Source organism: Arthrobacter sp. 754 (genome assembly GCF_040548695.1).
Taxonomy (GTDB): domain Bacteria; phylum Actinomycetota; class Actinomycetes; order Actinomycetales; family Micrococcaceae; genus Arthrobacter.
The window spans coordinates 673,333-699,863 of record NZ_JBEPSC010000001.1; the positions used below are offsets into that span (position 1 = coordinate 673,333).

Genomic DNA, 26,531 nt, shown 5'->3' on the forward strand with positions numbered 1-26,531 from the left:
GAAGTGCTGGTGCGCGCAGCCCTTCAGCCGGGCAGCCCTTCAGCGCAGGGGGACGATGTCATCCACACCGAGGCGCGCGGCGTCAGCTGATTCGTCGTCCGGCTGCTGCTGGCTCAGCCGTTCGGCTTCAACCCGCGCAATGTAGTGGGTTATTTCGCGTTCGCGCTGTTCGTCGCTCCAGCCAAGGACTTCACCCATCAGTTTAGCGACCACCGGCACCGCCGTGACACCGCGGTCCCAGGATTCGATGGAGATGCGTGTCCTGCGGGTCAGTACGTCAGAGACATGCCTGGCGCCTTCGTGGGTTGCGGCGTAGACAGCCTCGGCCTGCAGGTAGTCGTCGGCACCCGGGAGCGGCTCGGCCAGGGCAGGATCGCGGGCGATGATGTCCAGCACCTCCGGCGTCATGGAGCCGTAGCGGTTGAGCAGGTGTTCCACCCGTGCCACATGCACTCCCGACTCTTCGGCGGTCCGGTTCCTGCGGTTCCACGCAGCCTTGAAGCCGCTGGCGCCGAGCAGCGGAATGGTTTCCGTGCAGCTCGGCGGGACGCGCTCGTCCATGGTTCGGGTGGCCTCGTCGACGGCGTCTTTGGCCATGACCCGGTAGGTGGTCCACTTGCCGCCGGCCACCACCACCAGGCCCGGCACGGGGTGAGCGACGATATGCTCGCGGGAAAGCTTGGCGGTGGAGTCGTTCTCGCCGGCCAGCAGCGGGCGCAGGCCTGCGTAGACGCCTTCAACGTCCTCCCTGGTCAGCGGGCGCTTGAGGACCTGGTTGACGTGGTCAAGGATGTAGTCGATGTCCTTGCTGGAAGCCGCCGGGTGGGCTTTATCAAGGTTCCAGTCGGTGTCTGTGGTGCCGATGATCCAGTGCCGGCCCCACGGGATGACGAACAGCACGGACTTTTCAGTGCGGAGGATCAGCCCCACCGTGGACTGGAACCGGTCCCGGGGAACCACCAGATGGATGCCCTTGGACGCCCGAACCTTCAGTTGGCCGCGGTCTGTGACCATGGCCTGGGTTTCATCAGTCCACACCCCGGTGGCGTTGATGACCTGTTTGGCCCTGACGTTGAACTGCGAACCGTCCTCGTGATCGACCACCTTCGCTCCGACTACGCGCTCGCCTTCACGGAGGAAACTCACCACTGCCATCTGGTTCACCGCATGGGCCCCGTAGTGGGCTGCGGTCCGGACGAGGTTGGCCACGTACTTGGCGTCGTCCACCTGGCCGTCGTAGTAGCGGATGGAGCCCACGAAGGCGTCCTTTTTCAGGCTGGGAGCGGCCCTGAGCGTGCCCCGCCGGCTGAGGTGCTTGTGGAACGGCACGCCGCGGCTGTGGCCGCCGGAGATGGACAGCAGGTCATACAGTGCGATGCCGGCCCCGACGTAGGGCCGCTCGAGGAACGGTTTGGTGAGCGGATACAGGAAAGGCACGGGACGGGCCAGGTGCGGGGCGAGTTCGGAGAGCAGCAGTCCGCGCTCGTGCAGCGCCTCCTTGACCAGCCCGAAATCCAGCATTTCAAGGTAGCGGAGCCCGCCGTGGATCAGTTTGGACGACCGGGACGAGGTCCCTGCCGCCCAGTCGCTGGCCTCCACGATTCCCACACTGAGGCCGCGTGTCACGGCATCCAGTGCCGCGCCGGTGCCGACAATTCCGCCGCCCACGATGAGGATGTCCAGTTCCTTGCCAGGCAGGGCGGTTGCCTTGAGCCGGGCAATGGATGCTTGCCGCGCCTCGGGGCCCAGGGCCCCGCGTTGGTTTGGAACACTGCTCATCGAACGCCTCCGTTGCCGCTGCTACCGGTCGTAAAAACCACCCTACTTCGTTGCCGCACGGTTGAGCATGCGGCTGCGCGCCGTGGAGCGTCAGTTACCCGAATAGGGCGAGACCACGACGTCTACGCGCTGGAATTCCTTGAGGTCCGAGTACCCGGTGGTGGCCATCGACCGGCGAAGGGCACCGATCAGGTTGGAAGTGCCGTTGGTGTGGTGGCCCGGGCCGAACAGAACCTCTTCGAGGGGCCCTACGGTGCCGACGTTGGCCCTGTCCCCCCGGGGCAGTTCCAGGTGGTGGGCCTCCTGGCCCCAGTGCCAGCCCTTGCCCGGCGCCTCTTCCGCCCGGGCGAGGGCACTGCCCAGCATGACGGCGTCGGCGCCCATGGCGATTGCCTTGACGATGTCGCCGGAGGTTCCCATGCCGCCGTCGGCGATGACATGGACGTACCGTCCGCCGGATTCATCCATGTAGTCGCGGCGGGCAGCGGCGACGTCCGAGATTGCCGAGGCCATGGGCGAGTGGATGCCCAGGGCCCGGCGCGTGGTGGTGGTGGCTCCACCGCCGAAGCCGACCAGGACGCCGGCGGCGCCGGTCCGCATCAGGTGCAGCGCCGGGGTGTAGCCGGCCGCGCCGCCCACGATCACAGGCACGTCCAGTTCGTAGATGAACTGTTTGAGGTTCAGCGGCTCGTGGTCCTTCGAGACGTGCTCGGCTGAGACGGTGGTCCCGCGGATGACAAAGATGTCGACGCCGGCGGCCACCACGGTCTTGTAGTGTTCCTGGGTGCGCTGTGGGGTCAATGACCCCGCGACGGTTACCCCGGCGGCTCGGATTTCGGCAAGGCGGGAGGTGATCAGTTCCGGCTGGATGGGGGCGCGGTAAAGCTCCTGCATCCGGCCTGTCACTGCGGGGCTGTTGGTTTCGTCCTTGAGGGCGCCGATTTCGTCCAGGACAGGCTGCGGATCCTCATACCGGGTCCAGAGGCCTTCCAGGTCCAGCACGCCCAGCCCGCCGAGCCGGCCCAGGGAGATGGCCGTCTCCGGGGACATGGCCGAATCCATCGGAGCGGCAATCACCGGCATGTCGAACCTGTAAGCATCGATCTGCCAGGAGACAGATACGTCCTTGGGGTCGCGGGTACGACGGTTGGGGACAATCGCAATGTCATCCAGGGAGTAGGCACGACGCCCACGCTTGCCACGGCCGATCTCGATCTCGTAAGTCACTGCTCTAGGTTATCCCAGCGGCGCCGGTCCCCCGGGACCGTGGCTACAGTGGCTCAATGGGTACACGCTGGATCTTCGACGGGCACATTGCCGGCATCGGCACCGCCACAGGACTCCGGGCCGTCGTGGGCGTCTGGCAGCGATCCCCCTTCGGGTCCTTTGCCGACGTCATGGTCCAGCTTCCGTCAGGGCAGCGGCTGCTGCTCGCCCCCACGGAGGAGGTGGCCGGCTTTATTTCCGCCACTTACAGCTTTGACGAGGTCACCGTGGTGGATGTGAACGCGCTCCTGGCGGAAGGGCTTCTGACGGTCGACGCCGGACCCTTCCGACTGCGCGCCGGCATAGGCGGCCGGACCCTCCTGGGCAGCGCCCTGAAGGCAGTGCCGCGGCGCCTTGCGGTGCACACCGCCTGGCTGCGCGCAATCAGTCCGGTGGCCGCCATGCTCAGCCCGGGGGCCCGCACATCGGGAACAGCCGGCAGCGGCAGGCTCGAGTATTACGGGGTGAGCGATCTGCACCACATCAGCTCCGCCGTCGTCAGTTGGGAGGGGGTTGACGCCGGAGCGCTCGCCCACATCCGGCCAGGGGTGACTTTCGGGTTCAGCAGCGTCCCGCCGCGGCCCAGCCTGGCGAGGGTCTGCACCACTGTGGTGGTACCGGCGTCAGACCCCCTCTGATTCCTCAATGCTCAGCTGGGACTCGAACATCCGGAAGTAGCGGCCGCGCAGGGCGACGAGTTCCTTGTGGCTGCCCTGTTCCACGATCTGTCCGTCTTCGAGCATGTAGACGATGTCCGCCTTTTCGATGGTGGCCAGGCGGTGGCTGATGGCGATAATCGTACTGCTGCGGTCGGCGAAGAGCCGGGTGAAGATCCGGTGCTCGGCGAGCGCGTCGATGGCCGACGTCGGCTCGTCCATCACCATGAATTCGGCATTCCGGTAGAAGTTCCGGGCCATGGCCAGGCGTTGCCATTGGCCGCCGGACAGCCCGCTCCCCTTGCGTCCGCGCGGGTCTTCCATCCAGTTGCTGACGTGGTTGTCCAGGCCGTTGGGGAGCTTGTTGATGAAATCCAGTGCCTCGGCATCGGCCGCGGCCTTCCGGATCCGGTCATCGTCCCGTGGCGAATCAACGTCGCCGAAGCGGATGTTGTCCGCCGCAGTAGCAAACTCATACTTCAGGAACTCCTGACTCAGGACCGCCAGGTGGCGGTGCCAGGAGCTGACATCGACGGCGGCGAGATCGACGCCGTCGAGCATTACCTGCCCGGAATCCGGGGCGTACAGCCCGGCCAGGATCCTGATCAGGGTGGATTTCCCGGCACCGTTCTCCCCCACGATGGCGATGTGCTGCCCCTCGCGGATGGTCATGCTGATCCCCCGGATCACCTCGACGTCGCTGCCTGTATAGGTGAAGCGGATGTCCCTGAGCTCAACATTCCTGGGGGACTGCAGGAGCGGCGGGGCGTGGCGGGAGTGGACGGGCAGCGCCATGAACACTTCGTAGTCCTTGAGGTTCGCCAGGTCCTCATCGATGGAACTCAGCGACGACACCAGGTTGTTGGCTGTGGACAGGGCGCGGCTGACGATCTGCTGGACGTACAGGAACTGGCCGACCGGCTGGGCCCTGGCGATGATCTGCCCCACAACCCAGATCAGCGAGACCACTTCGGCGCCGTACTGCAGCGCGTCGGCGGCCAGCTGTTTGGGGATATAGCGCTTCTGGAAGTCCAGGCGCCGGCGCTCGTCAGCGTCCCGCAGCCGGGACCGGAAGTCCATCAGATAACCCACGATCCCGTAGAGGCGCATTTCGGCGATGTGCTGCGGGCGGAGCAGGTTCGTTTCGATCATCCGGCGTTGCCGGCGCGAATCCACCTGCGTGTTCCAGTGCGCGATCTGTTCCCGGGAGAGCTTGAACTGCAGGTAGACGCTGGGCACGATTGCGATCAGGACGATGACCGCGATCCACCAGCTGACCAGCAGCAGGGCACCGATCGCCAGGATCACCGAGACCAGCTGCGTGAAGATCGCGGCGATGCGGTCCAGGACCCTGGCGTAGGAATCGGAGAACCGTTTGGCCCGGTCGTACAGGTCCACGGTCTCTTTATCGTCGTAACGCCAGAACTCCAGAGCCAGGAAGCGCTCGTACATCTGGTCGCCGACTATGGCGCCCACCTTGAAGCTCATGAGCTGCTGGATATAGCGGTCCACGCTGCTGAAGGCTCCCCAGAACAGGCCAAGGGCAGCGGTGATGATGACGTAGACGATGGCCTGCTGGCCGGCGGCGGCGTCCCCTGAGTACGCGGCAGCGAGTGCCGTGGTGGTCAGTGCCGCGAAGTAGGTGGTGACCAGCGGGAGCAGCGCCGAGATCAGGGACCCCACAACCTTCATGACGACGGCGGCCGGCGAGGCCCGGAAGCTGACGCGCAGAACCTGCGCGACCGCTCGGGCGTAGGGTCTGAGCGCCAGACGCCGTTGAGCATCCCTCTTGGGGCTCAGTTCGGCCGGGTGGCGTGGTTCGGACATGGATTCAGCCTAGTCCCGCGGAAAGAAGCAGACAGGCCGCGGGGACTGTTCCCCGCGGCCTGTCTCTATTGAAAATTTTAGCGCGAACCGTAGTTCGGAGCCTCCACCGTCATCTGGATGTCGTGCGGGTGGGACTCCTTGAGCCCTGCCGGAGTGATCCGGACAAACTTGCCGCGGACCTTGAGCTCGGGGATGGTGGGAGCGCCGGTGTAGAACATGGTCTGGCGGAGGCCGCCCACGAGCTGGTACGCCACGGACGCGAGCGGGCCGCGGTAGGCAACGCGGCCTTCGATGCCCTCGGGGATGAGCTTGTCATCACCGGAGACATCTGCCTGGAAGTAGCGGTCCTTGGAGTAGGACGTGTTCTTGCCACGGGACTGCATGGCGCCCAGCGAGCCCATGCCCCGGTAGCTCTTGAACTGCTTTCCGTTCACAAAGATCAGCTCGCCCGGCGACTCGTCGCACCCGGCCAGCAGGGAACCCAGCATCACGGTGTCGGCGCCGGCGACTAGGGCCTTGCCGATGTCGCCCGAGTACTGCAGTCCGCCGTCGGCGATCAGCGGAACGCCGGCCGGGATGGCTGCCTTGGCGGACTCGTAGATGGCGGTAATCTGCGGCACGCCGACGCCGGCCACAACACGGGTGGTGCAGATGGAACCCGGGCCGACGCCGACCTTGATGCCGTCGGCACCGGCGTCGATCAGCGCCTGGGCACCTTCGCGGGTGGCGGCCTGGCCGCCGATGATGTCCACGTGGGCCGCCACGGGGTCCGACTTCAGGCGGCGGATCATGTCCAGCACGCCCTGGGAGTGGCCGTTGGCGGTGTCGACGAACAGGGCGTCGACGCCGGCGTCGATGAGGGCCATGGCGCGTTCCCAGCCGTCACCGAAGAACCCAATGGCTGCGCCCACGCGGAGCCTGCCTTCGTCGTCCTTGGTGGCCAGCGGGTACTGCTCCGCCTTCGTGAAATCCTTGGTGGTGATGAGGCCCTTAAGCCGGCCCTGATCATCAACGAGCGGCAGCTTTTCGATCTTGTTCGTGGCCAGCTTGTGGGAGGCTTCCTCGCGGCTGATGCCCACGTGGCCGGTGACCAGCGGCATCTTGGTCATGACGTCGCTGACCAGCCGCAGGGGGAAGTCCGCCTCCGGGACAAAGCGGGTGTCCCTGTTGGTGACGATGCCCAGGAGACGCATGCCTTCATCCACGACGGGCAGGCCGGAGACCCGGTACTGCGAGCAGATCTCATCCAGTTCCGCCAGCGTGGCCTCAGGGCCGATGGTCAGCGGGTTGGTGATCATGCCGGACTCACTGCGCTTGACCCGGTCCACCTGGTCCGCCTGGTCCTGGATGGACAGGTTGCGGTGGATCACGCCGAGGCCTCCCTGGCGTGCCATGGCGATGGCCATCCGGGACTCGGTGACAGTGTCCATGGCCGCGGACAGCAGCGGGGTGTGGACCGTGATCCGCTTGGAGATCCGCGAGGACGTGTCGGCGTCGGAGGGGATGACGTCCGTGTGGCCCGGGAGGAGCAGGACGTCGTCGTAGGTCAGGCCGATGAAGCCGAAAGGATTGTGCTCGGGCTGGGTCATGAGTGCGCCTCTTACCTTGGTTACTGGTCACGGGTAGGGGTTGCAGCTAATGACCAGCCCGTCATTACGGGACTGGTCCGTGCAGGGCCTTATCAAGTCGGTTGCTCAAAACATGGGATGCATGCGTCAAAGCGTTGAGTAAATATTAGAACCTCGCGGCCGATCCCCCTATTCCGGGTGGCCGGTGTGAGCAACGGCACGCCCAATCCGGCCGCCCCGGGTCGGCTTTCCCCGTGGCCGCCGGCAGCCGCGCCTCAAAGACGGGAATCACGCGCCATGTGCACAAACTATGCTGGCCACAACCAGGGAAGGGAGCCGGAGTGATAGTCCAGCTGCGGATTTGTGTGCCCGAAGAGTTGTCGGCGGTGACGCTGAAGGCGTGCCGGGACCACACGGGAACGGCGGAAGCAGCGTTCTTTGCCGGAGCGTCCGTGGAGCCGGCCGGCGATGTCATCGAGATCCAAATTGCCAGGGAATCGGTGGAGGCACTTCTCGAGAAGCTCGATGTCCTGAAGGTCCAGGATGTGGGGTCCATCGTCATTTCGATGCCCGACCTCGTCTTGTCCCGGCGCGCGGACAAGGCGGAGTCCTCTGCCCCCGGAGACGGTGCCGACGCGCTGATCTGGGACGAGGTCACCAGCCAGACCGGCGAGGACTCCCGGCTTACGTGGAGCTACCTGGCCTTCCTGGTTCTTGCCACGCAGCTGGCTGCCATCGGCATCGTGACCAATTCCACGATCGCCATCGTAGGGGCGATGGCCGTGGGACCGGAGTTCGGCCCCCTCGCTGCACTGGCCGTGGCCCTGGCCCGGGGTGACTGGCAGCTCGGGCGGAGGGCCGCCGTCGCCCTGGCTGTCGGATTCCCCGTGGCGATGTTGCTGGCGGCCCTGACTGCGTGGCTGTCAGTCCCGCTCGGGCTCTTTCCCGCCGATGTCCTGGGCACCGGTTCCGCCGTCGAGTTCATCTACCATCCGGGACCGTATTCACTGATCGTCGCTGTCCTGGCCGGCGCCGCCGGGATGCTTTCGGTCATCAGCCGCCGTTCGGCGGCGCTCATCGGCGTCTTTATTTCGGTCACCACCGTCCCGGCGGCCGGATTCGTGTCAGTGGCGTTGGTGTTGGGCGAGTTCCAGAAGGCGGCGGGCTCGGCGTTCCAGCTGCTGCTGAACCTCGTCGGCATCGTTGTGGCCGCCGTGGCTGTCCTCCTCTTCTACCGCGTGGTCTCCAAAAGGCTGCCCGAGGCAACCGCGCGGCAGCTCAGGTGGCAGCTACGGCGGACCCGCGGGTGACCGGGACGGGAATCTTCGAAGCCAGGTAACGGGCATCGCGGCCGAGCCCCGGAAGGGTGTCCGACACCTCCGCGTACAGGAACCGTTGTCCCAGGAAGAACAGCCCGGGCGAATCAAGAGCCACACCGCGCCACTGCCGGGGCATTGCGCCGGCGTCGAGGAGGGCCGGATCGATCCAACTGAATTCCTCCCGGAATCCGGTGCACCAGATCACGTTGGAGACCTCGAGGCGGGTCCCGTCCGCCACGACGGGCATGCCGTCGGCTACCCCGGTGACCCTCGGCACGACCTGCACGCCAGCGGCAGCGAGGTCCTTGGTCTTCGTCCTGACCAAGGGTTCTGCATGCGCTTTCAGCGCCGGAACCACTTTGCGTCCGATCGGTGTACCAAGAGTCAGTACATGCAGACCGAGGAAACGGACCACCGGGAAGGCGTAGCGTGCCGCTGTCCGCCCGTGTTTCACCGGAATCTCGCCGGCGGGCCTGCCGGCCACCTGCGTAGTGTGGAGGGTCCTGCTGACTTCGATGGCGATCTCCGCTCCCGAGTTCCCCATCCCGACAACCAATACCGGCCCCTCCTGCAACTGCCCTGGGTTCCGGTACTGGCTGGAGTGCAGCTGGACCACTGAGTCCGCCAGTTCACCTGCAAAGCTGGGCACTTCGGGCACTTGGGTGGAGCCTGTCGCCACCACGACGTTCCGGGCTTCCCAGCGATTGCCGCCGGAGTTGACTATGTAACGGTCGCCGTCGCGCCACAAGCGCTCCACCGGCACCCCGGTCTGTACAGGAAGGTCAAACCTCGCCGCGTATCCCTCAAGATATGCAGCCAGCGCGTCCTTTGACGGGAAGGACAACGGATCCCCGGGGAAGGGCGCGCCAGGCAGTCCGTCATACTTGGCGGGCGTGAACAGCCGGAGGGAGTCCCACCGCTTCCGCCACGCATCCCCGATCCTCTGGTTCGCATCCAGGATCAGGAAGTTCCGCTCCTGCTCTTTGAGGTAAAAGCCGATGGCCAAACCGGCCTGTCCTCCACCAATGACCAGCGTGTCCAGCCTGCCGGTCAGATCATCGTGGTTCATCGTTATGCTCCTTTGTGATTCACGTGGATTTTCAGGGATGGACCTTCCGCTGCCTCCCCGTCCCCGCGCCTGCCATGCGTGCCGGCCGCTCCAGGCTCCCTGTACCGCACCCACCAGGCCAGCATCAGCCCGGAAGCCAGGACGTAGGCCAGATGGAGGGCCCAGATGGGACCGGCGGGAAGGTTGAAGACATAAATGGAGTGCACGGCGTTGGCCACGTTGCTCAGCACCAGGTTGCCCAGGCTGTAGGACGCCAGGTCCTTGGTGCGCGCAGCTTTGAGAAGCATCGGCAGCATGCCCAGGGCAAAGAGGACTGTCGAGAGGGTTCCGGCAAGCAGTGGAAGGTTCATGTTTTGAGGCTACGGGCGCGGTGCCAGGCTCCGCGTCGGCCAAAACATGTAATTCTGTCCGGGGGTTGCGTGGGTATTTTTATGCAGCCCCGACGTGCACAGCGCCTAACCGGCGAGCCCGTGCTGATAGGCGTAGCTGGTGGCAGCTGCCCTGGAGGACAGCCCGAGCTTGAGGAAGATATTGCTGACGTGGCGCGCCACGGTCTTTTCGCTGAGGTAGAGCTCGGCCGCTATGGCACGGTTTCCTTTCCCTGATGCCACCAGCCGCAGCACTTCGGTTTCCCGTGGGGTCAGGGGCCCCGCCGCGGATCCGGCGTCGTCGGCGCTGGCCTGCATCAGGGACGCCGCCCACGCGGCGGCCGGTGCCGCTCCAAGTTCGAGGAACCCTGCATGTGCTGCCTCAAAATCCATCAGGGCGGAGGCCTCATCGCCAAGGGCACGGCAGGCGAGCCCGATCAGCACCCGGCACCGTGCGGCTTCGTACGGAACGCCCAGCTGCTGCCACAGCCTCCAGGCCTGCCGCAGTGACTGCGAAGCCGCGGCAGGATCATCCCCGGCCAGCCGGACCGCGCCGTCAGCCTGGCCTGCTTCCGCCCGGACCATGGGTTTGGGGTTCTCCCTGGCAAAGGATTCCAGCTCGGCGGCACCCCGGACCGCCGCCTTCAGATCACCTGCGGCCAGCTCAATCTCCACCATTGCCGGCAGCAGATGCCTGCGGGTGGCCCCGTCTTCTTCGCTGGCCGCCCTGCGGATCATTGATTGGGCCTGCGTGGCCTCTCCACGGGCCAGCAAAAGGAGGGCAAGCCCAGGCTGCGGATCGTAGCCGCTTCGGGCAGCCTGGCGGTAGGAGGACTCGGCGTCATCCAGCCTGCCGGTGAGCCGCTGGATTTCACCCTGCTCGTAGTACCCGCCGTATCCCGCCTGGGGATCGCCCTTGGCGAAGAGTGCCTGGGCCACGGCAGCTGCCCCCAACGCTTCGGTCCAGGCGCCGTGGAGCCGGAAGAGCTCGGCGCGATGGTGCTGGCACTGGCCACTGAACGACACCATATCGGGGCGGTCCGTACACCAGCGGTCCAAGGCCACCGTCCATTCCAGTGCCCGCTGCAGGTCGAAGGCCAGGTGGCAATTGCCAATGACCGCGCAGTAGATGATGCCGGAGGGGATTGGGGACACTTCCCCCGATGTCACGGCCACCATGGCCTCGTCGAACATCCGCAGCGCCTCGTCCGCGCTCCCCAACATGAGGGTGGCCTGGCCGGTGCCGAGAAGGGACAGCGCGGAAAGGTCTTTGTCCTGGAATCTCCGGCCAAACTCGGCAGCCTGGGAGAAGACCTCCCTGGCGCCGGCAGGATCGCCGCCAAAGAGTTTGCCCAGCCCTGCCGGGACCAGCAGGAATCCCTGCACGGCGTCGGGTTCGGGCAGTTCATCCGCGAGCCGCTGCCCACGGGCAAACCAGCCTCCGGCCGGAGCCGCGTCGCCGAGGTTCATCAACTGCATCCCGATCCAACCGGCACACCTGGCCGCGCCCGCGACGTCGCCAAGCACAAGGTATTCCTCGTGGGCCCGTGTCAGGGTATCCACGCCCGCTGGGGTGTTGCCGGTCAGGATCTCGGCTGTGGCCAGCTGCTCCAGGTCGGCAGCGGGAAGGCCGCCGAGCCTGTCAGCATCGGTGTAGCTTCTGAAGGCGTCGGTCCAGCGGTGTTCCCGGAACGCGGCCCTGCCTTCATCAATGCCCGCTTCAGTGGACATACCGGCCTCCTCGCCAGACGGCCTGCCCGGCCGGCTTCGTCGCCGTCACGCGCTGGCCGTTACGGTACTTAAGCGTCACGGTACGCCCGCCGCACGCCGTCCACAACCGGCCGGATCCGAAGGATTGCGCCGCGTCCGGCTACGAACGCAGCAGCGCGCGCAGCGTCTGGATAGTGTCGGCCTCCGCCGCCGTCTTATCGTCGCGGTAGCGCTTGACGCGTGCGAACCGCAGGGCGATTCCGCCGGGATAGCGGGTGGATCGCTGAACGCCGTCGATCGCTATTTCGACGACGGTGACAGGCTCAACCCGGACTGTGCCGGCCGTGCGCCTCACCTCAATTTCCTGGAACCGCTGGGTCTGCCAGCGCAGCAGCTCGTCAGTGAGGCCTTTGAACGTCTTGCCCACCATCACGTAGCCCCCGGGTTCGCCGAACTCCCCGGCCGGGTCCAGGGCTCCCAGGTGCAGGTTCGACAGCAGCCCGGTGCGACGCCCGGACCCCCACTCGCAGGCGAGCACCACCAGGTCGTAGGTGAGCACCGGCTTCACCTTGATCCAGTTGGAACCGCGCCGGCCGGCGGCGTAGGCAGATCCGACCGCTTTCACGACCACGCCCTCATGGCCTGCGGCCAGCGCGTCGCGCGCGACTGCCTCGGCCACCGCCGCATCCGCCGTGATCTCCCCCGGGATCCGGAGTTCGGGGGCGATGCGTTCGAGCACACCGATGCGCGTCGACAGCGGCTCGTCGAGCAGGTCCCGCCCATCGATGTGCAGCACGTCAAAAAACCAAGGATGCAGCACCGTGGTTCGGGCCACATCCGCCCCGAACCGCGACATGGTGTCCTGGAACGGCCGCGGTCCGCCGTCCTCGTCGAGGGCGAGGGTCTCGCCGTCGAGGATGACATCGCGCACCGGCAGTCCGCGCACCACCTGCACCACTTCGGGTAGCCGGTGGGTCACGTCGGCCAGGGTGCGTGTGTAGATGCGCACATCGTCACCCACGCGATGCACCTGGATGCGCGCCCCGTCGAGCTTGTATTCCACCGAGGCCTCACCCGTGGCTTCCAGCGCGGCGCTGGCGCTGGCCGCGGTCGAGGCGAGCATCGGCTGCACGGGACGGCCCACCACGAGGCCGACGGCGTCAAGCTGGGCCGGGGTGCCCGTGATCGCCAGCAGTGCCGTCCCGCCGAGATCGCCCGAGAGCATCGCCGCGCGGCGCACGGCCTCGACGGGCCGGTCGGCTGCGCGTGCGACGGCATCGGTCAGCACGCCTTCAAGCGCACCGGTACGGAGTTCACCGAGCAGCACGCCGGCTATGAATGCCTGCTCGCCCTCGGTGGCTGCCGCCGTGAGCAGCCGAAGTGTTGCGGCGCGCTCGGCTGCCGATCCAGCCCCTGTGGGCAGGAGCAGGCGGTCCAGTGCAGCGTCGAGGTCAGTGACAGTCAGGCTGGGCTCGGCGGCCGGCTCCCCCATGGCCGCCGCCATGCCGCGCCACCCGACCCCTACCCGGCCCTGCCGCGGCTTGGCGGTGAGCAGGCCGACGGCGGTGGCGATGTCCGAGGGCTCGAGCCTGCGCAGGAGGTCGGCCAGTGCCTCGACCTTGGCGAGCCGGGAGCGGGTGGACGCGACGGCATCCGAGGTTCTCACGAGCTCGTCGAGCAGCATGGCACCAGTCTGCCACGCATGCCCTGCAACCCCGGGTGGAGAGCACAAAAAAGCCGGCCCAGCAGATGCTGGACCGGCTTCTTATGGGTGGGCCGCCGCCGTCGTTAACGCCAACGCGGGGTCACTCCCGGCCCAATAAACGTTCATTATCGGGCCGGGAGTGACCCTGCGTTGCTTGAGAGGACTAGTGGCTGTGGCCTGCGTGCTCGTCTTCGTCAGCGGGCTTTTCCACCACGAGGGTCTCGGTGGTGAGAACCAGCGCGGCGATGGAAGCTGCGTTGCGGAGGGCCGCGCGGGTGACCTTGACCGGGTCGATGACGCCGGCGCCGATCAGGTCTTCGTACTCGCCCGACTTGGCGTTGAAGCCGTTGTTGGTTTCGAGTTCGGCAACCTTGGCCGCGACAACGTAGCCGTCAAAGCCGGCGTTCTGGGCGATCCAGCGCAGCGGCTGGACCAGCGCGCGGCGGACGATGCCCACAGCTGCGGCGGCGTCCCCGTCGAGGGCCTTGACTGCAGGGTCCTCGTCGAGGGCCTTCAGTGCGTGGATCAGCGCGGAACCGCCGCCGGCCACGATGCCTTCTTCGAGGGCAGCGCGGGTGGAGGACACTGCATCTTCGATGCGGTGCTTCTTTTCCTTCAGCTCAACCTCGGTGGCTGCGCCGACCTTGATCACGCCGATGCCGCCGGCCAGCTTGGCCAGGCGCTCCTGGAGCTTTTCCTTGTCCCAGTCCGAGTCGGTGCGGGTCAGCTCGGCGCGCAGCTGGGAAACCCGGGCTGCGACGTCCTCTGCGGAACCGGCGCCGTCAACGATGGTGGTGTTGTCCTTGGTGACCGTGATGCGGCGGGCGGTACCCAGCACCTCAAGGCCAACGGTGTCCAGGCTCAGGCCCAGTTCCGGGGAAACAACCTGTGCACCGGTGAGGGTGGCGATGTCCTGCAGCATGGCCTTGCGGCGGTCGCCGAAGCCCGGAGCCTTGACGGCAACCACGTTCAGGGTGCCGCGGATGCGGTTGACGATCAGCGTGGACAGGGCCTCGCCGTCGACGTCCTCAGCAATGATGAACAGCGGCTTGGAGCTCTGCAGCGCCTTTTCCAGCAGCGGCAGGAATTCCTGGACAGAGGAGATCTTGCCCTGGTTGATCAGGATGAGGGCGTCCTCGAGGACAGCTTCCTGGCGTTCTGCGTCGGTGACGAAGTACGGGGACAGGTAGCCCTTGTCGAACTGCATGCCCTCGGTGAGGACCAGTTCGGTCTGCGTGGTGGAGGACTCCTCGATGGTGATCACACCATCCTTGCCGACCTTGCCGAATGCCTCGGCAAGGAGCTCGCCGATTTCGTCGCTCTGGGCCGAGATGGCAGCAACGCTGGCCACCTGGGTGCCTTCAACCGGGCGTGCGTTCTCGAGCAGGCGGGCGGCCACGGCTTCAACGGAAACCTCGATGCCGCGCTTGATCTGGCCAGGAGCTGCGCCGGCAGCAACGTTGCGCAGGCCTTCCTTGACCAGGGCCTGGGCGAGCACGGTGGCGGTGGTGGTGCCGTCGCCGGCAACATCGTTGGTCTTGGTGGCTACTTCCTTGGCCAGCTGCGCGCCAAGGTTCTCGAACGGGTCATCAAGCTCGATTTCACGGGCAATGGTGACGCCGTCGTTGGTGATGGTGGGTGCTCCCCACTTTTTGTCGAGAACAACGTTGCGGCCGCGGGGGCCGAGCGTCACCTTGACAGTGTTGGCGAGCTTGTCGATGCCGGCTTCAAGTGACCGGCGTGCAGCGTCGTTAAACGCAAGCTGCTTTGCCATGGTTTTGTCCTTTCAAGACAGAACCCCGCGCAGCTGACCAGCGGGATGCATGGTCAGCGGCACGGGGATCCAAAGTTACTTTACGACGATCGCCAGAACGTCGCGGGCGGAGAGCACGAGGTACTCGGTGCCGCTGTGCTTGACTTCGGTTCCGCCGTACTTCGAGTAGATAACGACGTCGCCGATGGCAACGTCGAGGGGAACGCGGTTGCCGTTGTCGTCGAAGCGGCCGGGGCCTACTGCAACAACTTCGCCTTCCTGCGGCTTCTCCTGTGCGGAGTCCGGGATTACCAGGCCGGAAGCCGTGGTCTGCTCGGCTTCGAGCGGGCGGACAACAATACGATCCTCAAGAGGCTTAATAGAGACCGACACTCGGACCTCTCCTTTTCGTCAGCAAATTTATGGACTGGAAAACTGTTCCGCCGTGGCTGGCTGACCGTCGTCGCGGTGCCGGCAGCAGCCTGGCTGAAAGCTCTTCATGTGTTAGCACCCTCCTAGGGAGAGTGCCAATGACGACTCTATGTAAGGAGTTAGCACTCGGTCAAGGCGAGTGCCAGAATTACGCCTGAGGTGGACAGCTGGGTCCGGCCTCAGCGGCCTGCGAGGTCGTCGAAATCGACGTCTTCGTCGCCGTCGTTCCCGTCATTTGTGGTTCCGCGCTTCAAATAGAGCACCACGGCGCCGCCCACGGCCGCGAGCAGCGAGATCACCAGCAGGATGCTCCCTCCAACGCGGGCCCCCGAGTAAAGGGCACGGATGTCCTGCGCCTCGGCTGTTTCATCCTGGATGTTCTTGCCGCCAACGGAGTAGACCGTGGCGTTGAAGGCGTCCAGGAAGAAGATGATGACAAGCAGCGCGATGCACACGACAGCCACAGCAGATCCGGCAATCAGGGCCGGGCGGGCAAACTTCACCAGGCCGGAATTCTCGGATTCGGGAGGTTCGGACGGCTGGCTGCCTGCACTGTCTGTCATGCCTTCAACCCTAGCGGGAACGGGCTCCGGGGCCACCTCCACTAGGCTTGAACCCATGGCTCACGCACCGCAGGACCAGATCGCCCCACTCCTCACAAGCGAAGGCTGGGAACTGCTGGCGTCTCTGGGCCCGTACCGCGAGGACAAGGCTTTTGAGCTCAATTCGGCGCTTCGGAAGGCCGGGCACTCCCCCGAACTGGTCTCCGCAGTCCTCACCCAGTCCAGGCTGCGCACCAAGGCCGAGCTCAAATTCGGCGAGTTCGCCCGGAGCATGCTCTTTACCCAGGCCGGCCTTGAACAGGCCACCCGCCTCTCGGTCGCCGCCCGCCACGCGGAACGCTTTGCGCAGGCCGGCATCAAGCACGTCGCTGACCTCGGCTGCGGCCTCGCCGCGGACTCCCTGGCCCTGGCATCGATGGACATCACGGTCACGGCCGTGGAGATGGATGAAACCACGGCAGCCTGCGCCACGGTGAACCTGATCCCCTTCCCTAACGCCACGGTGGTTCATTCGGACGCCACCGCTGTTTCCCTTGAAGGGGTCGACGGCGTCTGGCTGGATCCCGCACGCCGGACCACCTCCACATCGGGCACCAAACGGATCTGGGACCCCGAGGCTTTTTCGCCGCCGCTTTCCTTCGTGGAGTCACTCGCGTCGACCGGACGCGCCGTCGGCGTCAAGATGGGACCCGGCATGCCGCACGAATCGGTGCCGGCAGACTGCGAAGCCCAGTGGGTATCTGTGGGCGGCGACGTCACCGAAGTGGCGCTCTGGTTCAACGCTGTGCGCCGGCCGGGAATCCGCCGTGCGGCACTGCTGCTGGGGCCGCAGGGCGCCGCCGAGCTCACCAGTGCGGAGGATTTCGACGGCGGTCCGGTGGCCCCGGTGGGTCCGCCCGAGGGGTATCTCTACGAGCCCGATGGTGCGGTGATCCGCGCAGGCCTGGTGGCCGACGTCGCCCTTCAGCTGGGCGGCCACCTCCTGGATGAGCACATCGCCTACATCTGCGCGCCGGACCTGTTGGACACGCCGTTCGCCCGGGCCTATAAGGTCCTGGAAGTCATGCCGTACAACGTCAAGGCGCTCAAGGCCTGGGTCAAGGACAACGGCATCGGCGTGCTGGACATCAAGAAGCGCGGCACGTCCGTCACCCCGGAAGAACTGCGCAAACAGCTCCTGCCCGGAGGCAAGAGCGGCGGCAGGAGGGCCGGAACCAAAACAGCCACCCTGGTCCTGACCCGCATTGGGGAGGACCGGGTGGCCATCTCGGTGGAACCCATTACTGCGCCCGCATGAACTCCTCGGCGGCCCTGACCTGTTCGTCGGTGGGCCGGACGCCGGTATAGAGCACAAACTGCTCCAGCGCCTGGATGGTCGCTACCTCAGCCCCCGTGATGACCGGTTTTCCGGCGATGCGTGCCGCCGTGATCAGGGGCGTTTCGGCCGGGAGTGCCACGACGTCGAACACCACTTTGGCCGCCGCGATCGCGGTTTCGGGCAACGCCAGCGAGTCGGTTTCCGGACCGCCCTGCATGCCGATCGGCGTGACGTTGATGATGAGGTCGGCTGTCGCGCCGTCGAGCCCTGACTGCCACCGGAAGCCGTACTGTTCCGCGAGCGCCCGCCCGGTGGCCTCGTTCCGCGCAATCACTGTAACGTCCGTGAATCCGGCGTCCCGCAGTGCGGCGACGGTCGCTTTCGCCATGCCACCGGCACCCTGGACCAGGACCGAGTAGCCGGTGGGAACGGCATTGCCCGCCAGCAGCTGCTCGATGGCCGTGTAGTCGGTGTTGTAGGCCTTGAGGTGTCCGTTGGTGTTCACGATGGTGTTGACGGAGTCGATGGCCCTCGCTGACGGGTCCATTTCATCGACGAGCGCGATCACGTCCTCTTTGTACGGCATCGATACCGCGCAGCCGCGGATCCCCAGTCCGCGTACGCCGGCAATGGCCTGTCCCAGGTCCGTGGGCGCGAAGGCCTTGTAGATCCAGTTCAGGCCCAGCTGGTCGTACAGGTGGTTATGGAAACGCGTCCCGTTGTTGCTGGGCCGGGCCGAGAGTGAAATACACAGGGTCATGTCTTTATTGAGTATGGGCACCCGTCCATTAAACCGCCGGTTGCCCGCTTCAGGGGGTTGCCCCGGTAATCAGCCGCGGCGGATTCTAGGGGCAGCCGGTGCCGGCGGGGAAGGTTCCGACGGCGGCGGGCAGCTTCCCCGGTGCTGCCGCCTTCCCGGACAGGACGTTTGCCAGCGCGTCGAAGGCCCCCTGGGTCCGGCCGTACAGCGCGATTTTCGTGGGGGAACTGGAGGCTCCCAAGGGCCAGGGAGCATCGAGCGCCACGGCGATGTCTCCGCCCGCCGGGCGCCCGTTGTAGCCGATGAGGGTCACCAGCGGGCCACTCCCGGTGGCCAGCCCGGCCTTCGCGGCGGCCGCCTCGAACCGCGCCCTGTCCTGCGGGGAGCCCCCGGCAAGCTGGACACTGCCCGGGACGAGGGGCCCACTGCACGGGCCGGAAACCACGGTGACCGCAGCTGCCGAGACCCTGCCTGACAATTCGCTGCCGCTGCCCGGGGCTGCTCCCGCCGGCACTCCCGCCTGTGTTCCAGCCTGTGCCGCGAGCCGCCCCCGCCAGGTCAGCATGGTCGCAACACGCTGGGCTGCTTCGGTGAGCCGCTCCGCAGGCAGGCTGCCGGCGGCAACAGCCTGCACGATGGCGGCGTGGGCCAGGCCCACGTCAGCGGGCATGAGCAGCAGGTCCGCCCCGGCGGCCAGGGCTGCCGGGGCGGCGGAACCACCCGGGTAGTGCTTCTGCACCGCACCCATGTTGAGTGCATCGGTGATGGCGACGCCGTTGAAGCCGAGCCCCCGCAGTGCGGCATAGGTGGGCCGGGACAACGACGCCGGGACGCCGGGTTCCAGGGCCGCTACGGCGATGTGCCCGGTCATGACCATCGGCGCACCGGCCGCGATGGCGGCCTGGAACGGCTTCCAGTCGCGGGCTTTGAGCTCGTCCAGGCTGGCGGGCTGCACCGGCAGGTCCTGGTGCGAGTCCACGGCAACGGAACCGTGTCCCGGGAAGTGCTTGACCGCCGGGAGAACGCCGGCCGCCAGCATGCCCTGGAAAAACGAGATGCCGAGGGCGCCGGCCGTGTCCGGGTTTCCGGACATGGACCGGGCTCCGATGGTGGGATCGGCCGGGCCGATGGTGACATCGGTATCCGGGGCGAAGTCCACGTTGAACCCCAGCGGCGCCAGCTCGGCGGCCATGCCGTGTGCAGCCTCCTTGGCGAGCGCCGCGTTACCCGCGGCCCCGTAGCTCATCGGCGTTGGCCATTCGGTCAGCGGGGTGCCGAGCCTGGCAACGATCCCGCCCTCCTGGTCCACCCCGATCAACCCGGGCCATGGCCGGCCGTCAGCGCGGGAGGCGTGGGCCAGCCGCGTGTTGATTGCCGTCATGGCCGCCGGATTCACCTGGCCGTTCGCGTCAAGTGGCACGTTGTCGCCCATGATGATGGAGCCGGCCAGATGCAGCCGTTCTATGGTGGCGGCGTGCGCTTCAACGTTGGTCCCGCTGTACCAGGGCATGAGGACCTGGCCTGCCTTCTGCTCCACCGACATGGCGGCCACGGCGGCTGCGGCGGCGTCCTGGTCCCGCTGTTCCGGGCCCCAGCCCAGCGGCCGCAGCCCCGGGTCCGGTGAGGGTGAAGCGGATGGAGGAACCGGCGCCGGACTCGGTGATCCCCCGGCCGAGGCTGTGGCGGAAGTTGAAGGAGATGCTGGAACGGAGCCGGATGACACTGGAGCGGCGCCGGGGACAGCCGAGCAACCGGCCATAGCGGCCACGGTGGCGGCAGCAGCCAGAATGAGGGTGGTTTGATGAAAAGAGTCACGCGTCCGCAGGAACAAGGCCATCAGAACCATGCTACCCCTGCACTAGACTTGAACGCGGCGTGCGCCGGGCACAACGGGAACAGTTAGGGGAACGCATGAAGATTGATTTCGCTTCATCGAAGCAATCAACTCTTGGTGTGGAGTGGGAACTGGCCCTCGTGGACGGCGAGACCGGAGAACTGGCATCCGTGGCCAAAGAAGTTCTCCGTGGCGTCGCCGCCAAGCACCCGGAATTGAACGAGGATGACGAACACCCCCACATCAAGCAGGAACTGCTCCTGAATACGGTGGAACTGGTCACCGGCATCTGCGAGACCGCCGGCGAAGCCAAGGAAGACCTCAACCGGTCGCTCGCCGCCGTCCGCGAAATCACCGACCCCATGGGCGTGGAAATCTTCTGCGCCGGCAGCCACCCGTTCAGCCCGCCGCAGCTCCAGCCGGTGACCGACAAAGCCCGCTACGCCAAACTGATCGACCGCACGCAGTGGTGGGGCCGGCAAATGGTGATCTACGGTGTCCACGTTCACGTGGGACTGGACCGGCGCGAAAAGGCCCTCCCGGTGCTGGACGGGCTGGTCAACTACTTCCCGCACTTCCAGGCGCTCTCGGCGTCGAGCCCGTTCTGGGGAGGTGAGGACACCGGGTACGCATCACAGCGCGCCCTCATGTTCCAGCAGCTGCCCACGGCGGGCCTTCCTTTCCAGTTCAAGTCCTGGGAGGAATACGAATCCTACGCCCAGGACATGTTCACCACCGGGGTGATCGACTCACTGTCCGAAATCCGTTGGGACATCCGGCCCGTGCCGCACTTCGGCACCATCGAGATGCGCATCTGCGACGGCCTTGCCACGCTGGAGGAAGTGGGCGCCATAGCTGCCCTCACCCAGTGCCTCGTGGACGAGTTCTCCACCACCCTGGACAACGGCGGCACCATCCCCACCATGCCGCCCTGGCATGTCCAGGAGAACAAGTGGCGTGCCGCCCGCTACGGCATGGACGCCATCATCATCCTTGACGCTGCGGGCAAGGAGCAGCTGGTCACCGACAACCTGATGGAGACCCTGAACCGGCTTGAGCCGGTGGCGGCCAAGCTCGGCTGCCCCGACGAACTCGCCGACGTTGAAAAGATCATCCGCCGCGGCGCAGGTTACCAGCGCCAGCGCCGTGTCGCCGCCGAGCACGGCGGAGACCTGCGTGCCGTGGTGCTGGACCTGGTCAAGCAGATGCGGAACGGCCCGACGGCGTAAGCACCTCGTTCGGTGTCAGGCCGGCAGTGACACCGCAGTGACCGGCATCGAGGAGTCCGGGGCGAACCGGATCCCGCTGGGCCCGATTCCGGCCATCACCAGCTGCGCACCGAGGGCGGCCACCATGGCGCCGTTGTCCGTGCAGAGGTCCAGCGGCGGCACATGAAGCGTGATCCCCGCCGAGGCACAGCGCTTGCCGGTCAGTTCGCGCAGCCGGGAGTTTGCCGCCACACCGCCGCCCAGCAGGACATCCTTGATGCCATGCTCAACACAGGCAAGCACTGCCTTGGACGTGATCACGTCCACCACGGCTTCCTGGAACGCTGCGGCGATGTCCGCCACGGGAAGCTCCTCGCCACGGGCCTCGAACTGCTCAACGCAGCGGGCCACGGCGGTCTTCAGCCCGCTGAAGGACCAGTCGCAGCGGTGCTTCCCCGGTTCCTCCGCGGTGCCCATGTACTTCGGCTGCGTGAGCCCGCGCGGGAAGCGGATGGCTTTGGGGTTGCCTTCCCTGGCCAGCTTGTCGATGGCCGGGCCGCCCGGGTAGCCAAGGCCCAGGATGCGGGCCACTTTGTCGTACGCCTCCCCCGCGGCGTCGTCAATCGTTGAGCCGAGGAGCTGGACGTCGTCGGTGATGCTGTTGATCTTCAGGATCTCGGTGTGCCCGCCGGAGACCAGCAGGGCGCCCAGGTTCCCGGGAAGGCTCGGGGCACCGCGACCGAGACCGGCCGCAACCGAGGCGCCAGCAGAAACGGCGGCAGCACCGCCGTCGTGCTTTCCGTCCAGCAGTCCGACGCCGACGTGCGCCACCAGGTGGTTGATGGCATACAGCGGCTTGCCGGTGGCCACGGCGAGCGCCTTGGCAGCACACACCCCGACCATCAGGGCGCCGGCCAGCCCGGGCCCTGACGTGACGGCGATGGCGTCCACGTCGTCCAACGTCACGCCGGCGTCGGACAGCGCCTGCCGGAGGGTTGGCACAAAAGCATCAAGGTGCGCCCGCGACGCGATCTCCGGGATCACGCCGCCGAAACGGACGTGTTCGTCCATCGACGAAGAGACGGTGTTTGTCAGCAGGGTTGTTCCGCGGACAATCCCGACGCCGGTCTCGTCGCAGGAGGACTCGATGCCCAGCACCAGTGGCTGCGGGGTGTTCATGCGTGGCCTGCTTCCGATGGGGGTTCCGTGGTTGTCCCGGCGCCGTCCGGGACCAGCTGCAGCCGCATGATCAGGGCATCGACGCCGTCGCGGTAATACTTTCGACGGACGTGGATCTTTTCGAAACCGAAGCGCACATAGAGCTGCTGCGCCCGTGGATTGTCCTCGCGAACTTCCAGCAGGACGTCCGCCGCCCCGCGGCTGCGGGCTTCATCGATGAGCCGGGTCAGCAGGGCCGAGCCGATCCCCCGCCCCTCGAATTCAGGCACGACGGCGATGGTCTGGACATCCGCGATCGGTTCGATGCACATGAGCCCGGCGTAGCCCACAATCTCGCCGCCGCTTTCCGCCACCAGGTAACGGCGCGTGTCCGGCTGGGACAGTTCGGCCAGGAACATCTGAAGAGGCCAGGCGTCGGCTGGGAACAGCCGCTGTTCGAGGGTGTTGACCGCCGGAACGTCCTCCAGGGTCATGTCCCGGAGGAGCACTCCGTCAGCGTGGGGCGCCGTCACAGTGCCCGCTTCCGCGGTCCGGGGACCTGGGCGTCGGATTCCCGCAGGTACAGCGGCGTGGAGTCCAGCAGCTTTCCGCCGGCCGCCAGCCGGGCAAGGGCAAACTGGCCAAGGTACAGCGCGTCCGGCTGCTCATTGGCGAAGTCCGGGTCCGCGCGCAGGACCTCACTGTAGAGTCCCGCGCCGGCCCCGAAAGCAGGCAGGTCCGGCAGGTCAGCGGCGAAGCCCACATGGGGACCGTCCTCCAGCCGGGGCAGCTGCCCGTCGGCGAGGCTGTACCGGGCCCAATAGACCTCTTTCCGGCGGGCGTCCGTGACCACCAGGAATTCCGCGGCGGCATCGGTGGACTCGGCCACTTCCAGGGCGACGGCGTCCAGGCTCATGAGGCCGTAAAGGGGCTTGTCCCAGACGAAGGCCAGCGTGCGGGCGGTGGCGATCCCGGAGCGCAGGCCGGTGAACGGGCCGGGCCCCACGCCGGTCACGATCGCGTCAATGTCCCGGCCTGTGACCCCGGCGCCAGAGAGCAGGTCCTCAATGCCGGGGGCCAGCACCTCGGCGTGGCTGCGGGTGTCCTCAGTCGAGAAGCTGGCCACCACACCCTCGAGGGCGTCGTCCGAGACGAGGGCGGCACTGGCCACTGCGGAAGTGTCGATGGCGAGGATCAGCATCAGGGTGTCCCTTCGATGGCGGCGGCGCTGATGGCCCCACCAAGGACAGGCCTGGTGCTCCAGCGCGGCCCGAACCCGCGCAGCACGATGGTGCGGGGTTCGTCGTCGTCATCCGTGTCAAAGTCCAGGGTTTCCGCGTGCCCGGAGTGCGGTTCTCCGGCACCCGGCCCGGGCGCTTCCAGCCCGACGGCGCGGTGCAGATCCACCTCAAGCCGGCTCTCGCTCAGGTGCTCCACGCGCCCGCGCCCCCACTCCACGACGGTCACCGAGGAGTCCATGGTGTTCTCGAGGTCGATGTCATCAATCTCCGACGCCGAACCGAGCCGGTAGGCGTCCACGTGGACCAGGTCCGGGCCGCCGGGACGGGGTCCGTCCGGCAGGTTCGGATGGATGCGGACCAGGACGAACGTGGGTGAGATGATCCCCGCCCGGACGCCCAGGCCTTCGCCGAGCCCCTGCGTGAAGGTGGTCTTCCCGGCACCCAGCTCGCCGGTCAGGACCAGCAGGTCCCCCCGCTCAAGCTCGGCCCCCAAAGCAGCGCCGAGCGCGTGGGTCCGGTCCGCCGTCGTGACCTTCAGTGTCAGTTCCCAGTTCGGCGCCTCCGCCGCGGCCGGCACGCTCACGGCGTTGCCTGGCCGCTGGCATGGGCGGCGCCGGACGGGGTGCCGCCGGCGGGACGGTCATTGATGAACCGGCGCGGCACCCGCGGGCTGATCCGGGTGACAATCTCATAGTTGTTGGTGCCCGCGGCGACGGCCCAGTCATCGGCGGTGGGCCCGCCGTCGTCCCCGCTGCCGAACAGGACGGCTTCCGCGCCCAGGAGTCCCGCACCGGCGGGGCCGATGTCGCCCAGGTCCACCACCATCTGGTCCATGGCGATCCTGCCCACCACCGGGTACGTCTTGCCGGCAATCCGGACGGGGCCGCCGGTAGCCACGCGGGGCACGCCGTCGGCATAGCCCAGCGGGATCAGGGCAAGGGTGCTGGTGCCCTGCGTCCGGTAGCGGAGGCCGTAGGAAACGCCCTGGCCGTCCGGCACCTCCTTGCACTGGGACACCACCGTGCGCAGCGTCATGGCCGGATGGAGGCCCAGTTCGGCGGACGTCTGGCCTTCAAAGGGCGAGAGGCCGTAGATGCCCAGCCCCACCCGCACGAGGTCAAAGTGTGTGTCGGGCCGGGACAGCGTGGCTGGAGTGTTGGCCAGGTGCCGGACTTCGGGGTCCACGCCGGCGTCCTCGGCGGCGGCCAGCACCTCGCGGAACAGTGCCAACTGCTCGTCCGTTTCCGGGCGCTCCGGCTCGTCCGCCACGGAGAGGTGCGAAAAAATACCGACCACGCGCAGCAGGCCCTCGTCCTGGTACTCCATCGCCTCGCCCAGCAACCGGTCCCAGTCCCCGAGAGTTACCCCGTTCCGTCCCAGTCCGGTGTCCACCTTCAGATGGATGCGGGCGGGACGTTCCTGGTCACGCGCGGCCGCCACAATGCGGTCCAGTTCCCAGCCGGAACAGCCGATGTCGACGCCGGCAGCCACTGCCGCGGCGAAGTTGCTTTCGGTGGTGTGCAGCCACGCCAGCAGCGGCGCGTCGATGCCCGCCGCCCGCAGCGCAAGGGCCTCCGAGATGTGCGCGACTCCCAGCCACGAGGCCCCGGCCTCGAGGGCGGCACGCGCCACCGGAACTGCGCCGTGCCCGTAGGCGTCGGCCTTGACCACTGCCATGACCTTGGCGGGTGAGGCGGCATCAGCCAGCCTTCGCACGTTGTGCCGGATGGCGTCCAGGTCGATGACGGCGGACCGCTCGTACAGAGGATCAGTTCCTGAGGCCGCGCTGAAGTCACCGGTTGCTACGGGGTAAGTCACCTTAGTGATTCTAGTGCGGGCGCCCGGGGCCGGATAATCGCCGTGCCTTCAGCCGGGTGCGGCGCCCACGAACCCAAGGGCTCAGGCGTCCGAGAGGTGCGCGATGGTGGCGGTGGCCCGTCGCTGCGCTCCCACCGGGACGTCGTGCAGGATCTCGGCCAGGAAGCCGAAGCGGCGGAGCCATTGGCTGCTTTGGCGTTCGGGCCTGGAATTGGCCTTCTGCCACCAATCGGCGATGTCTCCCCAGCCGGGAGCCGCGAGCGATCCGCCCACCTCCTGCACGGCCAATGAGGCGCAGAGGTTGGCAAAGCGGAGCCGGTTGCCCAGCGGCCAGCCCGCCAGCGTGCCCACGATGAAGGCCGCATCAAAGCAGTCGCCGGCACCGGTGGGGTCAAACGCGGTCACGGGCAGCGAAGGCACCCACTCCTCCTCCCCTGTCTCGGAGTCCACCGCCATCGCACCCTGCGGCCCGAGCGTCACCACGGCCACGGGCACCCGGTCCGCGAGGGCGTACAGCGCGGACCACGGGTTGTCCTTCCCGGTGAACGCCATGGCCTCCCGCTGGTTGGGCAGGAACGCGTGGAAGTACTGCAGGTTTTCGAGCCGGACCGGAGACCACTCCCCGCTGGGGTCCCAGCCCACGTCCCCGAAAAGCTTCACTCCGGACTGGTAGGCCTCCTTGGCCCAGGGCTCAATTTCGACTCCCAGCTCGGCGATTCCGGCGAGCGCCGCGGGCGGGGAACCGATCAGTTCGGAGGATGTCACCGGCGCCGGATGGCCGTGCGTCACCAGGGACCGGTCCTTCTCCACGCTGAGCGAAACTGTCACCGGCGAATGCCAGCCGGGGACCCGGCGCGACAGGCTCAGGTCCACGTGTTCCTGCCCGGCCAGGATCTTCCAGTTGTAGTCCCCGTAGCCGTCGTCGCCGAACGCGGCGGCCAGTCCTGTGCGCAGGCCCAGCCTCGCGGCGGCGATGGCCTGGTTCGCCACGCCGCCGGGGCAGCTGCCCATGCCCTCGCTCCAGATTTCGGTGCCCGGCTCCGGGGCGTGCGGCAGTCCGGTGAAGATGATGTCCTGGAAGACCGTCCCGGCAAGGATCAGGTCAAACTGCCCGTCGGAGGGCTGGCGGACCAGGGAAAGCGGATCGTAGCGGCGGTCCGGAATTGCGTCCATGTGCCG

23 protein-coding genes are annotated in these 26,531 nt (G+C 67.0%); 4 read left to right on the forward strand and 19 right to left on the reverse strand.

Features of this window, described 5'->3' with window-relative positions:
• Positions 1-39: 39 nt before the first annotated feature.
• Together ABIA70_RS03180 and ABIA70_RS03185 are read right to left on the reverse strand one after the other, a co-directional pair.
• A complete protein-coding gene (locus ABIA70_RS03180) occupies positions 40-1,779 on the reverse strand; it encodes a glycerol-3-phosphate dehydrogenase/oxidase (RefSeq protein ID WP_354146141.1) in 1,740 nt (579 codons plus the stop codon).
• 90 nt (positions 1,780-1,869) lie between these two features.
• Positions 1,870-3,006, reverse strand: coding sequence for a GuaB3 family IMP dehydrogenase-related protein (locus tag ABIA70_RS03185; RefSeq protein WP_354146142.1), 1,137 nt, complete (start codon positions 3,004-3,006; stop codon positions 1,870-1,872).
• Positions 3,007-3,062: 56 nt separating this feature from the next.
• On the opposite strand from ABIA70_RS03185, the gene ABIA70_RS03190 reads away from it, so the two are divergent.
• On the forward strand, positions 3,063-3,683 hold the full coding sequence (locus ABIA70_RS03190; protein WP_354146143.1) for a hypothetical protein: 621 nt from the start codon (positions 3,063-3,065) through the stop codon (positions 3,681-3,683).
• Here ABIA70_RS03190 and ABIA70_RS03195 read toward each other — a convergent pair.
• Positions 3,669-5,528, reverse strand: a complete 1,860-nt coding sequence (locus ABIA70_RS03195) for an ABC transporter ATP-binding protein (RefSeq protein WP_354146144.1) — start codon at positions 5,526-5,528, stop codon at positions 3,669-3,671. The two genes, ABIA70_RS03190 and ABIA70_RS03195, sit on opposite strands and share 15 nt — an antisense overlap.
• Before the next feature lie 77 nt (positions 5,529-5,605).
• A complete protein-coding gene (gene guaB, locus ABIA70_RS03200; protein ID WP_354146145.1) occupies positions 5,606-7,117 on the reverse strand; it encodes an IMP dehydrogenase in 1,512 nt (503 codons plus the stop codon).
• 365 nt (positions 7,118-7,482) lie between these two features.
• Here guaB and ABIA70_RS03205 point away from each other — a divergent pair, with 365 nt between their 5' ends.
• Positions 7,483-8,406: a DUF389 domain-containing protein gene (locus ABIA70_RS03205; RefSeq protein ID WP_354146146.1), complete on the forward strand. Its 924-nt coding sequence runs from the start codon at positions 7,483-7,485 to the stop codon at positions 8,404-8,406.
• On the opposite strand, the gene ABIA70_RS03210 is transcribed toward ABIA70_RS03205, so the two are convergent.
• The 7 genes from ABIA70_RS03210 to ABIA70_RS03240 form a co-directional block, all read right to left on the reverse strand.
• Entirely contained in the window at positions 8,375-9,484 is a 1,110-nt protein-coding gene (locus tag ABIA70_RS03210) for a flavin-containing monooxygenase (RefSeq protein ID WP_354146147.1), read from the reverse strand. The two genes, ABIA70_RS03205 and ABIA70_RS03210, sit on opposite strands and share 32 nt — an antisense overlap.
• A 2-nt stretch (positions 9,485-9,486) precedes the next feature.
• A complete protein-coding gene (locus ABIA70_RS03215; RefSeq protein ID WP_354146148.1) occupies positions 9,487-9,834 on the reverse strand; it encodes a hypothetical protein in 348 nt (115 codons plus the stop codon).
• A gap of 105 nt (positions 9,835-9,939) precedes the next feature.
• A complete protein-coding gene (locus ABIA70_RS03220) occupies positions 9,940-11,583 on the reverse strand; it encodes a LuxR C-terminal-related transcriptional regulator (RefSeq protein WP_354146149.1) in 1,644 nt (547 codons plus the stop codon).
• Positions 11,584-11,722: 139 nt separating this feature from the next.
• Positions 11,723-13,246 carry an ATP-dependent DNA ligase gene (locus ABIA70_RS03225; RefSeq protein ID WP_354146583.1) on the reverse strand — a complete coding sequence of 508 codons (1,524 nt, stop codon included), beginning with the start codon at positions 13,244-13,246 and terminating at the stop codon, positions 11,723-11,725.
• A 184-nt stretch (positions 13,247-13,430) separates the two neighbouring features.
• Positions 13,431-15,041, reverse strand: coding sequence for a chaperonin GroEL (gene groL, locus ABIA70_RS03230; RefSeq protein ID WP_354146150.1), 1,611 nt, complete (start codon positions 15,039-15,041; stop codon positions 13,431-13,433).
• Between the two features lie 75 nt (positions 15,042-15,116).
• Positions 15,117-15,413 carry a co-chaperone GroES gene (gene groES / locus ABIA70_RS03235; RefSeq protein ID WP_108598130.1) on the reverse strand — a complete coding sequence of 99 codons (297 nt, stop codon included), beginning with the start codon at positions 15,411-15,413 and terminating at the stop codon, positions 15,117-15,119.
• A 218-nt stretch (positions 15,414-15,631) separates the two neighbouring features.
• Positions 15,632-16,015, reverse strand: a complete 384-nt coding sequence (locus tag ABIA70_RS03240) for a hypothetical protein (RefSeq protein ID WP_354146151.1) — start codon at positions 16,013-16,015, stop codon at positions 15,632-15,634.
• Positions 16,016-16,070: 55 nt separating this feature from the next.
• On the opposite strand from ABIA70_RS03240, the gene ABIA70_RS03245 reads away from it, so the two are divergent.
• Positions 16,071-17,312: a THUMP-like domain-containing protein gene (locus ABIA70_RS03245; RefSeq protein WP_354146152.1), complete on the forward strand. Its 1,242-nt coding sequence runs from the start codon at positions 16,071-16,073 to the stop codon at positions 17,310-17,312.
• Here ABIA70_RS03245 and ABIA70_RS03250 read toward each other — a convergent pair.
• Together ABIA70_RS03250 and ABIA70_RS03255 are read right to left on the reverse strand one after the other, a co-directional pair.
• A complete protein-coding gene (locus ABIA70_RS03250; RefSeq protein WP_354146153.1) occupies positions 17,296-18,093 on the reverse strand; it encodes a shikimate 5-dehydrogenase in 798 nt (265 codons plus the stop codon). The genes ABIA70_RS03245 and ABIA70_RS03250 overlap by 17 nt on opposite strands.
• A gap of 85 nt (positions 18,094-18,178) precedes the next feature.
• On the reverse strand, positions 18,179-19,636 hold the full coding sequence (locus ABIA70_RS03255) for a glycoside hydrolase family 3 N-terminal domain-containing protein (protein WP_354146584.1): 1,458 nt from the start codon (positions 19,634-19,636) through the stop codon (positions 18,179-18,181).
• A gap of 368 nt (positions 19,637-20,004) precedes the next feature.
• Here ABIA70_RS03255 and ABIA70_RS03260 point away from each other — a divergent pair, with 368 nt between their 5' ends.
• Positions 20,005-21,156 (forward strand): glutamate--cysteine ligase, encoded by a 1,152-nt coding sequence (locus ABIA70_RS03260; protein WP_354146154.1) that lies wholly within the window; start codon positions 20,005-20,007, stop codon positions 21,154-21,156.
• Positions 21,157-21,171: 15 nt separating this feature from the next.
• Here ABIA70_RS03260 and tsaD read toward each other — a convergent pair whose 3' ends face one another.
• From tsaD to ABIA70_RS03290, 6 genes are all read right to left on the reverse strand, one after another.
• The gene (gene tsaD / locus ABIA70_RS03265) at positions 21,172-22,314 is read right to left on the reverse strand and encodes a tRNA (adenosine(37)-N6)-threonylcarbamoyltransferase complex transferase subunit TsaD (RefSeq protein ID WP_354146155.1); all 1,143 of its coding nucleotides are present in this window, start codon (positions 22,312-22,314) and stop codon (positions 21,172-21,174) included.
• Complete coding sequence (gene rimI, locus ABIA70_RS03270) at positions 22,311-22,787, reverse strand: ribosomal protein S18-alanine N-acetyltransferase (protein WP_354146585.1); 477 nt, start codon at positions 22,785-22,787, stop codon at positions 22,311-22,313. Before rimI ends, tsaD begins: the two co-directional genes overlap by 4 nt.
• Before the next feature lie 35 nt (positions 22,788-22,822).
• On the reverse strand, positions 22,823-23,494 hold the full coding sequence (gene tsaB, locus ABIA70_RS03275) for a tRNA (adenosine(37)-N6)-threonylcarbamoyltransferase complex dimerization subunit type 1 TsaB (RefSeq protein WP_354146156.1): 672 nt from the start codon (positions 23,492-23,494) through the stop codon (positions 22,823-22,825).
• Positions 23,494-24,117, reverse strand: coding sequence for a tRNA (adenosine(37)-N6)-threonylcarbamoyltransferase complex ATPase subunit type 1 TsaE (gene tsaE / locus ABIA70_RS03280; protein ID WP_354146157.1), 624 nt, complete (start codon positions 24,115-24,117; stop codon positions 23,494-23,496). Before tsaE ends, tsaB begins: the two co-directional genes overlap by 1 nt.
• Entirely contained in the window at positions 24,114-25,352 is a 1,239-nt protein-coding gene (gene alr, locus ABIA70_RS03285) for an alanine racemase (RefSeq protein ID WP_354146158.1), read from the reverse strand. The genes tsaE and alr overlap by 4 nt, the downstream gene beginning before the upstream one ends.
• Before the next feature lie 81 nt (positions 25,353-25,433).
• A complete protein-coding gene (locus ABIA70_RS03290; protein WP_354146159.1) occupies positions 25,434-26,525 on the reverse strand; it encodes a carbohydrate kinase family protein in 1,092 nt (363 codons plus the stop codon).
• Between the last annotated feature and the right edge of the window lie 6 nt (positions 26,526-26,531).

Coding starts and splice junctions, on each gene's coding strand:
- ABIA70_RS03180 (WP_354146141.1), bottom strand. CDS start 1,779: ATGAGCAGTGTTCCAAACCAACGCGGGGCCCTGGGCCCCGAGGCGCGG.
- ABIA70_RS03190 (WP_354146143.1), top strand. CDS start 3,063: ATGGGTACACGCTGGATCTTCGACGGGCACATTGCCGGCATCGGCACC.
- ABIA70_RS03195 (WP_354146144.1), bottom strand. CDS start 5,528: ATGTCCGAACCACGCCACCCGGCCGAACTGAGCCCCAAGAGGGATGCT.
- guaB (WP_354146145.1), bottom strand. CDS start 7,117: ATGACCCAGCCCGAGCACAATCCTTTCGGCTTCATCGGCCTGACCTAC.
- ABIA70_RS03210 (WP_354146147.1), bottom strand. CDS start 9,484: ATGAACCACGATGATCTGACCGGCAGGCTGGACACGCTGGTCATTGGT.
- ABIA70_RS03215 (WP_354146148.1), bottom strand. CDS start 9,834: ATGAACCTTCCACTGCTTGCCGGAACCCTCTCGACAGTCCTCTTTGCC.
- ABIA70_RS03220 (WP_354146149.1), bottom strand. CDS start 11,583: ATGTCCACTGAAGCGGGCATTGATGAAGGCAGGGCCGCGTTCCGGGAA.
- ABIA70_RS03225 (WP_354146583.1), bottom strand. CDS start 13,246: ATGCTGCTCGACGAGCTCGTGAGAACCTCGGATGCCGTCGCGTCCACC.
- groL (WP_354146150.1), bottom strand. CDS start 15,041: ATGGCAAAGCAGCTTGCGTTTAACGACGCTGCACGCCGGTCACTTGAA.
- ABIA70_RS03240 (WP_354146151.1), bottom strand. CDS start 16,015: ATGACAGACAGTGCAGGCAGCCAGCCGTCCGAACCTCCCGAATCCGAG.
- ABIA70_RS03245 (WP_354146152.1), top strand. CDS start 16,071: ATGGCTCACGCACCGCAGGACCAGATCGCCCCACTCCTCACAAGCGAA.
- ABIA70_RS03250 (WP_354146153.1), bottom strand. CDS start 18,093: ATGACCCTGTGTATTTCACTCTCGGCCCGGCCCAGCAACAACGGGACG.
- ABIA70_RS03255 (WP_354146584.1), bottom strand. CDS start 19,636: ATGTCGGTGGAGCAGAAGGCAGGCCAGGTCCTCATGCCCTGGTACAGC.
- ABIA70_RS03260 (WP_354146154.1), top strand. CDS start 20,005: ATGAAGATTGATTTCGCTTCATCGAAGCAATCAACTCTTGGTGTGGAG.
- tsaD (WP_354146155.1), bottom strand. CDS start 22,314: ATGAACACCCCGCAGCCACTGGTGCTGGGCATCGAGTCCTCCTGCGAC.
- rimI (WP_354146585.1), bottom strand. CDS start 22,787: ATGACCCTGGAGGACGTTCCGGCGGTCAACACCCTCGAACAGCGGCTG.
- tsaB (WP_354146156.1), bottom strand. CDS start 23,494: ATGCTGATCCTCGCCATCGACACTTCCGCAGTGGCCAGTGCCGCCCTC.
- ABIA70_RS03290 (WP_354146159.1), bottom strand. CDS start 26,525: ATGGACGCAATTCCGGACCGCCGCTACGATCCGCTTTCCCTGGTCCGC.